The 13,370-nt window shown below is 68.7% G+C and carries 14 protein-coding genes and 1 riboswitch; of the genes, 7 read left to right on the top strand and 7 right to left on the bottom strand.

Features of this window, described 5'->3' with window-relative positions; all coding sequences use genetic code 11:
- Positions 1-38 precede the first annotated feature (38 nt).
- Positions 39-1,058: an NAD-dependent epimerase/dehydratase family protein gene (locus L1Z78_RS20960; RefSeq protein ID WP_234638273.1), complete on the top strand. Its 1,020-nt coding sequence runs from the start codon at positions 39-41 to the stop codon at positions 1,056-1,058.
- Between the two features lies 1 nt (position 1,059).
- Here the strand turns inward: L1Z78_RS20960 and L1Z78_RS20955 are convergent, their stop codons facing one another.
- Positions 1,060-1,743, bottom strand: coding sequence for a DUF4124 domain-containing protein (locus L1Z78_RS20955; protein WP_234638272.1), 684 nt, complete (start codon positions 1,741-1,743; stop codon positions 1,060-1,062).
- Positions 1,744-1,841: 98 nt separating this feature from the next.
- Positions 1,842-2,453, bottom strand: a complete 612-nt coding sequence (locus L1Z78_RS20950) for a hypothetical protein (protein ID WP_234638271.1) — start codon at positions 2,451-2,453, stop codon at positions 1,842-1,844.
- Between the two features lie 181 nt (positions 2,454-2,634).
- Positions 2,635-2,801, top strand: a riboswitch (FMN riboswitch).
- Between the two features lie 108 nt (positions 2,802-2,909).
- Between L1Z78_RS20950 and L1Z78_RS20945 the strand changes: the two genes are divergently transcribed.
- Both L1Z78_RS20945 and L1Z78_RS20940 read left to right on the top strand, forming a co-directional pair.
- The gene (locus L1Z78_RS20945; RefSeq protein WP_234638270.1) at positions 2,910-3,452 is read left to right on the top strand and encodes a 6,7-dimethyl-8-ribityllumazine synthase; all 543 of its coding nucleotides are present in this window, start codon (positions 2,910-2,912) and stop codon (positions 3,450-3,452) included.
- Between the two features lie 148 nt (positions 3,453-3,600).
- Positions 3,601-4,731 carry a branched-chain amino acid ABC transporter substrate-binding protein gene (locus L1Z78_RS20940; protein WP_234638269.1) on the top strand — a complete coding sequence of 377 codons (1,131 nt, stop codon included), beginning with the start codon at positions 3,601-3,603 and terminating at the stop codon, positions 4,729-4,731.
- A 22-nt stretch (positions 4,732-4,753) separates the two neighbouring features.
- Here the strand turns inward: L1Z78_RS20940 and L1Z78_RS20935 are convergent, their stop codons facing one another.
- The gene (locus L1Z78_RS20935) at positions 4,754-5,716 is read right to left on the bottom strand and encodes a LysR family transcriptional regulator (RefSeq protein WP_234638268.1); all 963 of its coding nucleotides are present in this window, start codon (positions 5,714-5,716) and stop codon (positions 4,754-4,756) included.
- Between the two features lie 124 nt (positions 5,717-5,840).
- Here L1Z78_RS20935 and L1Z78_RS20930 point away from each other — a divergent pair, with 124 nt between their 5' ends.
- From L1Z78_RS20930 to L1Z78_RS20920, 3 genes are all read left to right on the top strand, one after another.
- The gene (locus L1Z78_RS20930) at positions 5,841-6,494 is read left to right on the top strand and encodes an NAD(P)-dependent oxidoreductase (protein ID WP_234638267.1); all 654 of its coding nucleotides are present in this window, start codon (positions 5,841-5,843) and stop codon (positions 6,492-6,494) included.
- A 69-nt stretch (positions 6,495-6,563) separates the two neighbouring features.
- Positions 6,564-6,953 (top strand): VOC family protein, encoded by a 390-nt coding sequence (locus L1Z78_RS20925; RefSeq protein WP_234638266.1) that lies wholly within the window; start codon positions 6,564-6,566, stop codon positions 6,951-6,953.
- Positions 6,954-7,055: 102 nt separating this feature from the next.
- A complete protein-coding gene (locus L1Z78_RS20920) occupies positions 7,056-8,282 on the top strand; it encodes a sugar transporter (protein ID WP_234638265.1) in 1,227 nt (408 codons plus the stop codon).
- Positions 8,283-8,288: 6 nt separating this feature from the next.
- On the opposite strand, the gene L1Z78_RS20915 is transcribed toward L1Z78_RS20920, so the two are convergent.
- Positions 8,289-9,524 carry a cyanate transporter gene (locus L1Z78_RS20915; protein ID WP_234638264.1) on the bottom strand — a complete coding sequence of 412 codons (1,236 nt, stop codon included), beginning with the start codon at positions 9,522-9,524 and terminating at the stop codon, positions 8,289-8,291.
- Positions 9,525-9,528: 4 nt separating this feature from the next.
- The gene (locus L1Z78_RS20910; RefSeq protein ID WP_234638263.1) at positions 9,529-9,990 is read right to left on the bottom strand and encodes a nucleoside deaminase; all 462 of its coding nucleotides are present in this window, start codon (positions 9,988-9,990) and stop codon (positions 9,529-9,531) included.
- A gap of 117 nt (positions 9,991-10,107) precedes the next feature.
- Between L1Z78_RS20910 and L1Z78_RS20905 the strand changes: the two genes are divergently transcribed.
- Entirely contained in the window at positions 10,108-10,986 is an 879-nt protein-coding gene (locus L1Z78_RS20905; protein ID WP_234638262.1) for a LysR substrate-binding domain-containing protein, read from the top strand.
- Between the two features lie 42 nt (positions 10,987-11,028).
- On the opposite strand, the gene L1Z78_RS20900 is transcribed toward L1Z78_RS20905, so the two are convergent.
- Entirely contained in the window at positions 11,029-12,003 is a 975-nt protein-coding gene (locus tag L1Z78_RS20900) for a tripartite tricarboxylate transporter substrate binding protein BugE (RefSeq protein WP_234638261.1), read from the bottom strand.
- Positions 12,004-12,102: 99 nt separating this feature from the next.
- Positions 12,103-13,350, bottom strand: a complete 1,248-nt coding sequence (locus L1Z78_RS20895) for a CaiB/BaiF CoA transferase family protein (protein ID WP_234638260.1) — start codon at positions 13,348-13,350, stop codon at positions 12,103-12,105.
- Between the last annotated feature and the right edge of the window lie 20 nt (positions 13,351-13,370).

The raw sequence follows: 13,370 nt of genomic DNA, 5'->3' as shown, positions 1-13,370 counted from the left end.
GCATGCAGCGCCGCGGTGATCTTCTTTCCCGGGCGGACATGCCGCGGCCGCCATCTGCGGCGCTTGGCTGGCCGCCCTCGCAACAGGCCTGGATTTTGCCCTCAAACCAAAACCCATTGGGCGCGCTGCCGGCGCGCTTTCGACGCGAACGCGTGCTCATCGTCGGCTGTGGAGATGTGGGGCTGCGGGTGGCCGGTGCGCTGGCCGGCGCGCCCGCCGCGCCGGCGGATCGCACGCGGCGCGGCCCGCGCGTGCTGGCCCTGACGCGCGGCGCCGGCCGGGCGCCAGCCTTGCGTGCGGCCGGCATCACGCCGCTGCAGGGCGACCTCGATGCACCGGACTCGCTGCGCCGGCTGGCCGGATTGGCCACCCGTGTCGTGCACCTTGCGCCGCCCCCCGGTTCGGACGAGGGCAGCGATGGCTGGTGGCTGGACCCGCGCACCACGGCCCTGCTGCGCGCGCTGCGCCGCCGGGGCCTGCCAGCCCGCCTGGTCTATGGCTCGACTTCGGGCGTGTATGGCAACTGCGATGGCGCCTGGATCGACGAGAGCCGGCCCACGGCGGCGGCCACGGCGCGTGCGCTGCGACGCGTGAATGCCGAGCGGGCCGTGCGGTTCGCCGGACGCGGTGGCGTGCGCGCCAGCATTCTGCGCATTCCGGGCATCTATGCCCCCGACAGGGAAGGCGGCACGCCGCGCGGGCGTCTGCTGCGTGGCACGCCGTTGCTGCGGGCCGAGGAGGACGTCTATACCAACCACATCCATGCAGACGACCTGGCAAGAGCCTGCGTGCTGGCGCTGTGGCGCGGCCGGCCCCAGCGCATCTACCACGCCAGCGACGATACGCAGCTGCGCATGGGCGACTACTTCGACCTTGCCGCCGATCTCTACGGCCTGCCGCGCCCTGCACGCATCACGCGCGAGCAGGCGCAGCGCGAGCTGCCGGCCAGCCTGCTGAGCTTCATGGGGGAATCACGCCGCCTGCACAACCACCGCCTGAAGGTGGAACTGGGCCTGAGATTGCGCTACCCGACCGTGGAGCAGGGGCTGCGCGCCTGAATCAGCGGGGGTGGATGCCGCCGTTGTTGTCGTAGCAGCGGAACACGTTGCAGTGCGAGATGGGCGCGGAAGGCGGCAGCGGCTGGGTGGGGATGGGTCGCCCCACCATCCAGGGACGGTTGATGGCATTCGGCTGCAAGGCGCGTGACTGCTGCAACTGCTCGTAGGCCTGCGGTCCCAGGCAGGCCATTTCCATCTGCTGTTGCGCGGCCTGGCTGCGGGGGCCCCAGGTGGCGGGGTCGGGGTCGGATTCTGCCAGGATGGAGTCCAGGCGGCGGCGTGCCTGCTGGCAGGCCGGAGAGTCGCCTCCCCCTTGCCGGGCCGTGTTGTCGCGCTCACGTTCACGCCGGCTGCGCTCCTCGCGTTCCTGCTGCTGGAGGCGGGCACGGCGCTCGGATTCCTCGCGCGCCAGCTGCTGGTTCTTGCGCTCGATGGCGGCGGCGGCCTGTTCACGGTCTCGCTCCAGCTCCTCGGCCGTGGGGGCGGCCTGTACCTGGACGCTTCTTTCGCCATCCTTGCAACTGCTGTTGGTATAGGTGACGCGGCCGGTCTTGGCATCCGTGCAGCGGATGACCTGTGCCGAGGCCGTACCGGCAGCCAGCGTGGCCATCAGTGCCGCCAGCGTCCAGCGCAAGGCCGCCGAAGAGCGGCGGCCGGTGCGGCAAAGGTCCTTGGTGCGATGCATGGCGTACTCCTTTCCCATCACCAATGGCAAGAGGGTCTGTGGTGTCCTGCTGATTATGGTGCGGCGGACCGGGGCAGAAAATGCCGCCGGTCGGCCGATCAGCGCCAGTGGCGCGGGTCCTGGGGGGGGTAGGGGTTGCCGCCGCCCTGGCTCTCGCGCTGCATGCGTTCGATGGCGCGCTGCTGCTGCTCGCGTTCGCGGTCGCGTTGCTGGCGTTCGCGGTCACGATCGCGCTGCTGCTGTTCCTGGTCGCGTGCGCGGTCGCGTTCGCGCTGCTGGCGTTCGGCCTCGCGGCGCTGCTGATCCTGCATGCGCTCGCGCAGCTGGCGATCGCGGTCCTGTGCCTGGCGGTCACGGTCGCGTTCGCGTTCGCGCATTTCGCGCTCGCGTTCCTGGCGGTCGCGCCAGGCGTCGCGGTTGCGCTCCTGCTGCAGGCGCTCGCGCTCGTACTGGATGCGTTCACGTTCGCGTTGCAGGCGCTGGCGCTCGTACCAGCCGTTGTCGGGGTAGGAGGGCTGCGAGGGGTAGGACGGGTAGATGACGCCGCCCGAGGGGTAGCTGGGGTAGCTCGGATAGCTGGGGTAGCTCGACCCCATGTCCGGATAGCCTTCGGGCGGCAGCGCGCAGCCCGTGGCCAGGACGGCGAGCAGGCCTGCCGCCATCAGGCGCAGGCGCCGCGAGTGCGTGGTGGTGGAGGTGGTTCTGGTCATTGTGCGTGCGCTCCGGCAGGTGGATTCCGGGCATGTTCCTGTCTGATATAGACGTTTGGGTCCCTGTTTTGGTTGACCGGACTGCCATGTAGCCTTGGCGACCTCGTTTGCTGCACCGCCGCATCCATGGCGCTAGAATGATCTTCGTCCAGGCGGATCCCCCTGTGGTGGTCGGCCTGGGCAGCGTTCTCAGGGCGGGGTGCAATTCCCCACCGGCGGTATCCGCGAAGCCTTTTCGGGCATCGCGGGAGCCCGCGAGCGCCTGGTGGTCCGCAAGGACTGCCGGGGTCAGCAGATCTGGTGAGATGCCAGAGCCGACGGTCACAGTCCGGATGAAAGAGATCGCGCAGCACCTGCATGGCAGGCTGTCCGTCCATGGATCGCATGGGCTCGGGCAGCGCCATGCGGCGCCATGGCGCGCGCCCTGATTCATCAGTCTCATATCGAAAGAGCACCATGAATCAGACTCCTGTCTCCTTGAACTTCTCCGCACATGGCACGGCCTCGGGCACGCCGTGGAAGGCCGTCGCGGGCCGCAGCCGCGTGGCCGTGATCTGCGCCAGCTGGCACACCGATGTCGTGCACCAGGCGCGCGACTCGCTGGCGGCCGAACTGCAGGCCCAGGGCGTGGCCGCGCAGAACATCAGCCATTTCAATGTGCCCGGCGCCTTCGAGATTCCGCTGCTGGCCAAGAAGCTGGCAGACAGCGGCCGCTTCGATGCCGTCATCGCCTGCGCGCTGGTCGTCAACGGTGGCATCTACCGCCATGAGTTCGTCTCCTCGGCCGTGATCGACGGGCTGATGCGCGTGCAGCTCGATACCGAGGTGCCCGTGTTCTCGGCCGTGCTCACGCCGCGCGACTTCCACGAGCATGGCGACCATGTGGAGTTCTTCCGCGCCCATTTCGTGAAGAAGGGCGTGGAAGTGGCCCATGCCTGCCTGGCCGCGCTGGACCAGCTGGCCCAGGTGCAGGCGCTGGGCCAGGCCAGGGCCGCCTGAGCGGATCCGCCTCCCAGCACAGCTTTGGATGGGGGCGGACTCTCGTAAACACTGAGTTGGGGCCGAGTGTCGCGGCCCCGTCACGCGGCATTGCCAAGCCGCGATGACGGGAATAACGTGACGGCCTGTTTCAACTGAGGAGTGCGCGATGAAGATGTCCCGGAAGTTGTGTATCGCGGCCGTGGTGGCCGGCATGGGTGGCGTGGCCATGGCCCAGGAGCAGGTGATCCGCATCGGCCATATCGGCCCGGTGTCCGGACCCCAGGCCAATTTCGGCAAGGACAACGAGAACGGCGTGCGCATGGCCATCGACGAGCTCAATGCCAAGGGCATGGAGATCGCCGGCAAGAAGGTCAAGTTCCAGCTGGTGGCCGAGGACGACGTGGCCGATCCCAAGCAGGGCACGGCTGCTTCGCAGAAGCTGTGCGACGACAAGGTTGCCGGCGCGGTCGCCTTCCTGAATTCCGGCGTGGCCATTCCCTCGTCCAAGGTCTTCCAGGATTGCGGCATTCCCATGATCACGGGCGCGGCCACCAATCCCGACCTGACCAAGCCCGGCTGGAACACCACCTACCGCGTGATCGCCAACGACAACGCCCTGGGCGCGGCGCTGGCCAAGTACGCGGCCCAGACCCTCAAGCTCAAGACCGTGGCCATCATCGACGACCGCACGGCCTACGGCCAGGGCCTGGCCAACGTGTTCAAGAAGGATGCGGAAAAGCTGGGTGTCAAGGTCGTGGCCTCGGAGTTCACGAACGACAAGGCCACGGACTTCATGGCCATCCTGACCTCGATCAAGGCCAAGAAACCGGAAGGCATCTTCTACGGCGGCATGTACGGCCAGGCCGGCCCCATGCTGCGCCAGATGGCGCAACTGGGCATGAACGATGCCAAGTACTTCGGCGGCGACGGCCTGTGCGTGCCCGAGCTGGCCAAGGTGGCCGCCGGCGCCAAGCCGCTGGACAACGTGATCTGCGCCGATGGCGGCGCCTCGCTGGCCAAGATGCCCGGTGGCCTGGAATGGAAGAAGCGCTACGACGCCAAGTTCCCCGGCCAGTTCCAGGTCTACAGCCCCTACTTCTACGACGCGACCATGATGCTGGCCGACGCCATGAAGCGCGCCAACTCCTGGGACCCCAAGGTCTACATTCCCTTCCTGCAAAAGGCCGATTACGCGGGTGTGACCTCCAAGATCGCCTTCGAGAAGAATGGCGAGATGAAGAACCCCTCCTACACGCTGAGCGTGTTCAAGAACGGCCAGAAGACGGCCCTCGACTGAGCGCCCCGTCTTCCCTTCGTTTTCATGCCCGCTTCGGCGGGCTTTTTTGCGCGGGAAGAGCTGGCACGTCGATCACGCCGGCCAGCCGTGCCAGATAGGCCTGCAGCGCGTCCACGGCCTGGCGTACCTTGGCCGGCTGGGTCTGGCGCTGCGGCGTGACAGCCCAGATGCCCAGCTCCCCGAAGTCCCAGCCGGGCAGCAGCCGTTCCAGCCGGCCCTGGGCCACGGCCTCGGTTACATCCATGCTGCCCAGCAGGGCCAGTCCCAGGCCGGCCTCGCACATCTGCTGCAGGGACAACTGGTTGTTGCTGGCCACATGGGGCTGCACCTGCAGGCCGCAGGCCTCCCCGGTGTCCGCGTGGCGCGCCTCGATCCGCAGCTCCTGGGCCAGGCCCGCGCGCGCCAGGCCCAGCCAGCGTGCACTCGCCAGGGTGGCCGGATGCCGCAGGGCGGCGCCCGTGCCCTGGCTCCGTACCCAGGCGGGCGAGGCGCACAGCCAGTTTTCCATGGCCCCCAGTTTTCTGGCCGCCCAGCCCGAGTCGGCCAGCCGGCCGAAGCGCAGGGCCAGGTCGATGCGGCCCTGGATCAGGTCGATGGGTGCATCGTCCACCTCCAGGTGCAGGCGCAGCGCCGGGTGGCGGGCCAGCCAGTCGCCCAGCGCGGGCGCGATGTGGCGGGCAAAGCCCACGGTGGCCGAAAGGCGCAGTTCACCGCCGGGTTCGTCGCGCGCGGCGGCCAGCTCGGCGCGGGCCTGGGCGGCGGCCTGGGCCATGGCCGCGCACTGCTGGTAGTAGCGCTCGCCCGTGTCGGTCAGCGCGATCTGCCGGGTGGAACGGTGCAGCAAGGTCACGCCGCCTTCGCGCTCCAGTTGGCGTACCTGCTGGCTCACGGCCGAAGGGCTCATGCCCAGGGCGCGCGCCGCGGCGCTCATCGATCCGTGCTGCACCACGGCAGCGAAGACCGCCATGCGTCTGTAATCGTCCATGGGGCTTGATTATGAAGCTGTCCTTCAAGGTATTGGTGAAAAATGCCGGCTTCCGCCACGATTGTGAACGGCGTAACCTTGATGCCATGTTGAACACGGCGCCCAGGCGCCTGAAAGGAAAGCAATGAAAGTGGCATTGATCGGCGCGACGGGCTTCGTGGGTTCCGCCGTACTCAAGGAGTTGCTGCAACGCGGCCACGAGGTGGTTGCCCTGGCGCGTGATCCCGCCCGGGTGGCCGCGCAGCCGCATCTGCAGGCTGTCCAGGCCGATGTGCTGGATGCCGCCGCCGTGCAGCGCGCCGTGGCCGGCACGGATGCCGTGGTCAGCGCCTACAACGCGGGCTGGGGCAATCCCGATATCTATGCAGACTTCATGCGCGGCTCGCGCGCCATCGTGGCGGGCACCAAGGCGGCCGGCATCCAGCGCTATCTCGTGGTCGGCGGCGCGGGCAGCCTCTACATCGCGCCCGGCAGGCAACTGGTCGACACGCCGGAGTTCCCGGCGGCCATCAAGCCCGGCGCCTCGGCGGCGCGCGATGCGTTGACCGAGCTCCAGAAGGAAACTGTCCTGGACTGGACGATGCTGAGCCCGCCCATCGCCCTGCACCTGGGCGAGCACGGCGAGCGTACCGGCCAGTACCGCACCGGCAAGGACGAGCCGCTGATGCAGGCCGACGGCCAGCCCGGCACGATCTCGGCCGCCGACCTGGCCGTGGCCCTGGTCGATGCGCTGGAGAAAAACCTGCACCTGCGCGAGCGCTTCACGGTCGCTTACTGATTCCCGAATGGTGCGCAGGCGGCCGGCATGGCATGCTGGAGCCTGTCACCTACCTGCGGGAGCACCACCATGATCGACCACACGGCAGTCCTGGTATCTGATTTCGAGCGCAGCAAGGATTTCTATGCACGCGCGCTGGCCCCTCTGGGCTACGAAATCCTCATGGAATTGTCCGCCGATGTCACGGGCCACACGGACACGGCGGGCTTCGGCGAGCCGCCCAAGCCCGACTTCTGGATCAGCGGCGGCGGGCCCAACACGCCCCCTGTCCATGTGGCCTTCCGGGTGGACAACCGCAACATGGTCGATGACTTCCATGCCGCCGCACTGGCCGCGGGTGGGCGCTGCAATGGGGAGCCGGGCCTGCGTCTGCATTACCACGACGACTATTACGCGGCCTTCGTGCTGGATCCGGACGGACACAACATCGAGGCCGTCTGCCACCTTCCGCCGTCCTGAGTCTCCCTGGCAGCACCGGGGCCGGCATGGCGGCTGACATCACGCCGTCGCATGGCGCAGCACAATATTGCGCTGCACCATACAGAGTCCCCACGGTCTTTCATGCCCCCCTCCGTTTCCGCTGCCGCCGACATCGTCCCCGCATCCTCGACACCCACGCCGGCCCAGGCCTGGCTCAGCGTGGTCGCGCTGGCGCTTGGCGCCTTCGTTTTCAACACCACCGAGTTCGTGCCCGTGGGCCTGCTCAGCAGCATCGGCGCCAGTTTTGCCATGCCCACCGAGCAGGTCGGGCTGATGCTGACCATCTATGCCTGGATCGTGGCCCTGGCCTCGCTGCCCTTCATGCTGCTCACGCGCAATGTGGAGCGGCGCAAGCTGCTGATGGGCGTGTTCGCGCTGTTCGTCGCCAGCCACGTGCTGTCGGGCGTGGCCTGGAGCTTTGCCTCGCTCATGGTCAGCCGCATCGGCATTGCGCTGTCGCACGCGGTGTTCTGGTCCATCACCGCCTCGCTGGCCGTGCGCGTGGCGCCGCCCGGCAGGAAGGCCGTGGCTCTGAGCCTGCTGGCCACGGGCACCTCCATGGCCATGGTGCTGGGCATTCCGCTGGGCCGCATCGTGGGCGAATGGCTGGGCTGGCGCACGACGTTCCTGGCCGTGGGCGGGGTGGCCGCCATCGTGATGGTGGCCCTGGCCCGGCTGCTGCCGCACCTGCCCAGCGAGAACGCGGGCAACCTGGCCAGCGTGCCCATGCTGCTGCGCCGCCCGGCGTTGCTGTCCATCTACATCCTGCTGGTGGTCGTGATCACGGGGCAGTTCACGGCCTACAGCTATATCGAGCCCTTCGTGCAGGACATCGCGGGCTTCGAGGGCAAGGTGACCACGGCCGTGCTGCTGCTGTACGGCGGCATGGGCATCGTGGGCAGCGTGATGTTCAGCTGGTGGGGCCTGCGCCATCCGCGCGGCTTTCTGCTGGCCGCCATCGGCGTGCTGTCGGCCAGCCTGCTGATGCTGGTGCCGGCCTCGGGCCATGAGGCCTCGCTCTACGTGATGAGCGCGGTCTGGGGTGTCGCCATGATCTGCTTCGCACTGGCCCTGCAGTCGCAGGTGCTCAAGCTCGCCGCCGATGCCACCGATGTGGGCATGTCCATGTTCTCGGGCATCTTCAACATCGGCATCGGGGGCGGCGCGCTGCTGGGCAGCCAGGTCAGCATGCATGCGGGCATGCAGAACATTGGCTGGATCGGCGGCGGCCTGATCGCACTGGGCCTGGCCTGGTGTGCCTGGGCCTTCGTGCACTGGTCGGCGGGTTTCCAGGCTTCGACAGACTGAATGGCATCAGGCGGCTGGCGCCCGCATCACCTGCGCATAGCGGGCGGGCGCGAGGCGGGCGGCCAGCGCACAGACCACCAGCACGGCACACAGCTGCGCCATCCAGCCCGCGCGAAATCCGCCCGTGGACTGGTGCAGCCGGGCGATGACGAAGGGCGCCATGGCCGCGATGATGAAGCCGCCGCCCTGCATCAGCGCGTTCAGCGCACCGGCCTGTGCCGGGTGGGGCAGGTGGTCCAGGGCCACCACCATCATCAGCGCGAAGCAGCCGCCCAGGCCGATGCCGAGCACGGCGGTATTGAGCAAGGGCGCAGTGTCGGGCCACCAGGCCAGCCCCGCGAGGCCAATGACCTGGCACAACAGCGTGAAGCCCAGCCAGGGGCGGCGGTCGGGATGGCGGGAGGCCAGCACGGGCAGCCCCAGCGCCGCGCTGGCCTGGGCCACGGACAGCAGGGCGACCAGGCCGCCGCTTTGTGCCGGACTCCAGCCATGGCCCTGGTAGAAGGGCGCCAGCCAGGCCACCATGGCCGCATAGCCGCCATTGATGAGGCCGAAGCAGGCCATCAGCAGCCAGGTGCGCGGGCGCCTGCGCAGCCAGGCGGTGTCGTCCGAGACGCCGGCCCGGGCCGGTGCCGGCACCGGCAGTGCGCGCAGCGCATGCCAGGCCAGCGCCATCGCTAGCAAGGCGGGCAAGGCCCACAGCGCCAGCGCCAGGCGCCATTCCAGCCCCCATTGCACAGCCAGTGGTGACAGCTGGGCGCCCAGGGCGCCGCCGCCCATGAGCGCAGCCGAGTACAGGCCCATCATCTGCGCCATGCGTGTCGGGGACTGGCGTTTGATCAGGCCCGGCAACACGCCCTGCACCAGGGCCACGCCCGCGCCGCACAGCGCGGCCGTGGCCAGCAGCATCGGCGTGGTCGCGCCGGCAGCGCGCAGCGCGCAGCCCAGGGCGATCACCGCCAGCGAAAGCACCACGGCACGGCACGGGCCCAGCCGGCGCAGCGCGGCCGGAGCCAGCCAGGCACCGATACCCATCAGCGCCATCGGCAGCAGCGTCAGCCAGGACAGGGTGGACAGGCCCATTCCCGTGGCGGACTGGATCTGCGGGCCCAGCGGCCCCACGGCATTGAGAAAGGGCCGCAGGTTCAGCGTGACCAGCACCACGGTCGCCAGCCACAGCACCGTCGGGATGGCGAGGGCGCAAGCAGGCGTGGCCTCGTGCGGCGCGGCGAGGGTGGACATCGCTTCAGAGCCAGGGGGCATCGCCATAGAGCTGGGCTGCCGTGATGCCCGTATCCAGCCGGGTCAGCGGCAGAGGGGGGGGCGTCAGGGGCAGGCGCAGCCGCTGGTAGGCCCCCTCGCTGGACAAGCCGTAAGGCTGGGCATCCGCGTTGTCGAAGGCAAAGAAAACCTGCTCGGCCCCTGCCATCACCAGCGCCGCCAGGCACATGGGGCAGGGGTGGCCGCTGGCGTAGATGGTGCAGCCAGCCAGGCTGGGGTTGGCCTGGGCGCGCGTGCCTGCGCGCAGCGCCTGCATTTCGGCATGGGCGCTGGGATCATGGCTTTGCACGATCTCATTGACGCCCGTGGACAGGATCTGCCCCTCGCGCGCGAGGAGGGCTCCGAAGGGCCGGCCGCCCCGCAGGCGGTTGTCGTGCGCCAGCTGCACGGCATGGCGCAGCAGACGGATGTGTTCTTGTTCTTGCATGGGGTTGGCTGGGCAATCGGGAACTGAGGCCGCAGTCTAGGACGGGGGGCGTCAATTGGAAAATTAAATGATCAAATGCTGGGTAGTGACAAAGCCACTGGATTCCGTCCGAGCCCCATGCAGCCCTCTTCCATAGACCCCTACCTGTTGCGCAGCTTCTGCGCCGTGGCCGAAACCGGCAGCTTCACGCGTGCAGCGCAGGGCGTGCACCTCACCCAGTCCACGGTCAGCCAGCAGATCCGCAGGCTGGAGGAGCAAATGGGCTGCACGCTGCTGGATCGCAGCGGGCGCCATGTGGAATGCACGCTGGAAGGAGAGCGATTGCTGGCCTATGCGCAGCGCATTCTCGCCCTCATGGACGAGGCCGTGGAGCAGTTGGCCGGCGCCACCGAAGCCGTGCTGCGCATCGGCGTACCAGAGGACTTTGCCGGCAACGCCTTGATGCCCGCCTTGGGCGCGCTGGCTCGCAGCCAGCCTCAGTTGCGGCTGGAGCTGGCCAGCGGTCTGTCGCAGGCGATATGGCAGCAGTTCCAGGCGGGCGAGCTGGACCTGGCCATTGTCAAGCAGCGCAGCGGCAGCACGCCCGGCATGGCGCGCTGGCCCGAACCGCTGGCCTGGATAGACAGTGCGCGGCATCCCTGCCACGGGCTTGATCCCTTGCCCCTGGTGGTGTTTCCGCAGGGCGGCCTGTACCGCAGCGAGATGACGCATGCGCTGGATGCCGCAGGCCGGCGCTGGCGCCTGGCCTATGTGAGCGCCAGCCTGGCGAGCCTGGAGGCCGCTGTGGAGCAGGGCCTGGGCATCAGCCTGCTGCCGCGCAGGCTGGTCGGGCCCGGCCACCGCCTCCTGGATGGTGTTTCCGGCTTTGTCCCCGTGCCTGATGTTGAAGTGGCACTGCATGTGCGCGCCCAGCTGTCGGCGCCGGGGCGTCGTCTGGCCGGGCGCCTGTGCGAGGTGTGTGAGGCGTTGCTGTCGCCTGCCGCTGGCGAAGCATGAAAAATCCCCGCCAGGGCGGGGATGGGAGGGGCGCGGGACTGGTCAGTCCATGGTCAGGTTCTGCTTTTGCACCACGTCCTTGTAGACGGCGTACTCGGCCTTGATCTCCTCGAAGAAATGCTCGGGCGTGTCGGCCACGATCAGCGAGCCGGTCTCCTCGATGCGTTTCCTGATCGCCGGGTCCTGCAGCACCTTGCGCGTGGCGGCATTGACCTTGTCCACGATGTCGCGCGGCAGGTTCTTGGGGCCGACGATGCCGTAGTAGGCCATGCGGTTGACGGGCGCCAGGCCCACTTCCTTGAAGGTGGGCACATCGGGCAGGGCGGCCAGGCGCTGGGGCGCGGCCACCACGATGGGCACCAGGCGCTTTTCCTTGACGAAGCCCAGGGCGGAGGGCAGGTTGTCGAAGATCAGCGGCACCTGTCCGGCCACGGCGTCGTTGAGCGCCGGGCCGCTGCCGCGATAGGGCACGTGGGTGATGTCGGTGCCGGTGGACAGCTTGTACATCTCCATCATCAGGTGGGTGATGCTGCCGTTGCCGGGCGAGGCGTAGGAGTACTTGCCGGGGTTCTTCTTCACCTCGGCCAGGAACTCCTGGTAGGTCTTGGCGGGGAACTTGGGGTTGGCCGCAATGATGTTGGGCGTGGCCGCGATGTTCACGATGGGCGTGAAGTCGGTCAGCACGTTGTACGGGATCTTGGGGTTGATCGCCGGGTTGGTGGCCGTGGTGGACACGGTGGCGATGCCCAGGCTGTAGCCATCGGGCTGGGAGCGCGCCGTCTCGGCCGCGCCGATGCTGCCGCCGCCACCGCCCTTGTTCTCGACGACCACGGGCTGGCCCAGGGCGCGGCCCAGCGGTTCGGCGACGATGCGCGCGATCAGGTCGGTGGTACCGCCGGCCGCGAAGGGCACGAGCAGCTTGATGGGCTTGGTGGGGTAGCCCTGGGCATGGGCCGCGCCCGAAAGCGCCAGCGCGCCGAGGATGCCGGCGAGCGCGATGCGGGAGGTGTGAGTCATGGTGTTGTCTCCGTGAATGAATGTTGTGGACGTTTGTTGTGAGGCACCGACGGGTGGGGAGCGCTTGGGTTCGTAAGGCGATTCTTGTGATGCAGGTGTTCAGACCACGCCGCGCGAGCGCAGCGCCTGGATGGCCATGGGGGCAATGCCCAACTCGCCCAGCACTTCGTCGGTGTGCTGGCCCAGGGCGGGCGGTGCGCTGCGCAGCACGGGCGGGGTATCGCTCAGGCGCATGGGGCTGGCCACGCCGCCGACGTGCGAGATGCCGTCGCCGGCCTCGCGCGGCAGCTCGACGCGTATGCCGCGTGCACGCACCTGCGGGTCGTCGAAGGCCTGGGCGATGGTGTTGATGGGGCCGCAGGGCACGGCCTTGTCTTCCAGCAGCGCAATCCACTCGGCCGTGCCGCGCGTCTTCATGACGGGTAGCAGCCGCTCCAGCAGGGCGTGGCGGTTGCGCACGCGCGCGGTATTGGTGGCGAAGCGCTCGTCCCGCGCCCAGTCCGGCTCGCCGATGGTGGCGCAGAAGCGGGCGAACTGTCCGTCGTTGCCGATGGCCAGCAGCACGTTGCCGTCGGCCGTGGCGAAGTCCTGGTAGGGTGCCAGGCTGGGGTGGATGTTGCCCGCCCGCATGGGCGATTCGCCTGTGGCGAGAAAACCCGCCGCCTGGTTGGCCAGCACGGCCATGCCCACGTCGAGCAGGGCCATGTCGATGTGCTGGCCCCGGCCCGAGCTCTGGCGCGCATGCAGCGCCGCCAGGATGGCATTGCTGGCGTACAGGCCCGTGAAGACATCGATCACGGCCACGCCCACCTTGAGCGGACCGCCGCCGGGTGCCTCGTCGCCATGGCCGGTGATGCTCATCAGTCCGCACATGGCCTGGACCATGAGGTCGTAGCCCGCGCGCTCGGCGTAAGGCCCGGTCTGGCCGAAGCCCGTGACCGAGCAGTAGACCAGCCGTGGATTGAGCACTTTCAGGCTGTCGTAGTCCAGGCCGTACTGTGCCAGGCCCCCGACCTTGAAGTTCTCCACCAGCACGTCCGCCCCGGCCGCCATCTGGCGGATCAACTGCTGGCCATCGGCCGTGGACATGTCGATGGTCACCGAGCGCTTGTTGCGGTTGCAGGCCGTGAAATAGCTGGCCTCCTGCGTGGCCTGCCCATCATCGCGCGCCAGGAACGGCGGCCCCCAGTGGCGCGTGTCGTCGCCGGCCACGGGCCGCTCGACCTTGACCACGTCGGCGCCCAGGTCGGCCAGCGTCTGCGTGCACCAGGGGCCGGCCAGCACGCGCGAAAGATCAAGTACCTTGATGCCAGCCAATGCGGCCGGCGCGGAGGATGTGGAGGACATGAAAACAGGGAGTTTGGTCG

This window comes from Delftia tsuruhatensis (assembly GCF_903815225.1).
GTDB classification, from domain to species: domain Bacteria; phylum Pseudomonadota; class Gammaproteobacteria; order Burkholderiales; family Burkholderiaceae_C; genus Comamonas; species Comamonas tsuruhatensis_A.
The sequence above is the reverse complement of the archived record's forward strand: the minus strand, read 5'-3'. Positions and strand labels throughout refer to the sequence as shown.